This window comes from Mucilaginibacter sp. P4_G9, assembly GCF_056400985.1.
In genome coordinates this window covers 1-867 of the sequence record NZ_JBFUKF010000858.1, presented here as the reverse complement: position 1 = coordinate 867, position 867 = coordinate 1, and the positions used below count along the sequence as shown (strand labels likewise).

Below are 867 nucleotides of genomic sequence, written 5' to 3'. Positions count from 1 at the left end.
ACTATGGGGATCATGGCAAGCCCCAAAGCTACTCCCGCCGGCGATACAGTTGAAACCGCCGAATTAATAAACGCCATATTAAGTTGTATTGCCGTTAAAAGCACTGATGATTACAATGCTTTAATACAAACCTTTAACGCAGCAACTTTAGCAGTGCAGGCTAAAGAATTGGTAGAGAAGGTAGAAAGCGGGCCTTTTGCACTTTTCAAAAGATATTTTATTCATGACAGGTTTTCGATGGTAATCTTTCGGGTTCACGATTCTGAAGATTATGCAATAAAAGATTATGATCTTATTTTTACTGCCGGCGACGATGATAATCCCAATCACTTACCCGAGGGCTTTTTTGTAGACAGGCAACAAAACAGGCTGTCGCCAGAAACGGTAACGTATTTTGTAAATTACGATGTTATGAACTATTCTGCACCTGTTTATGATGATGGCCATGAAATACGTGCCGAGCAAAAAGGGGTAGATAAGTTGGGTATATTAGTTAATCCGCGCCCTGATGATGGTTTTGTACGGTATGTGCCTTTTAAAATAAAAGCTGATAACGAATTTTTTAAAAATGTAATTAAACCTAATAGTACTACACTAATAGACATTTGCCTGCAACGCATTGTAAGTAAAGACGTATTCAGGTTAATTCCTCATGCCGGGCCAATGCCTGTGGATGAAGATTTTAGTGACATTGACCCCGGTTTGGAGGTTGCAGAATAATTGGCTGATCAATTATTAACAATTCTTTAAAAACTTTATTTTAAATTGAATTTACAACAAAGGGGTATAATTTTTATTAAATTAAACCTTTTTGGTTTTTAAATTCCATTTTTACTACCGTTTTAATATACTTTACCAGTTTTGCCG

Annotated in this window: 1 pseudogene; it reads left to right on the top strand. The window is 36.7% G+C overall.

The features are described from left to right. Positions 1-720 (top strand): annotated as a pseudogene (locus tag AC1DPZ_RS28175) (hypothetical protein); the annotation flags it as partial. Positions 721-867 lie beyond the last annotated feature (147 nt).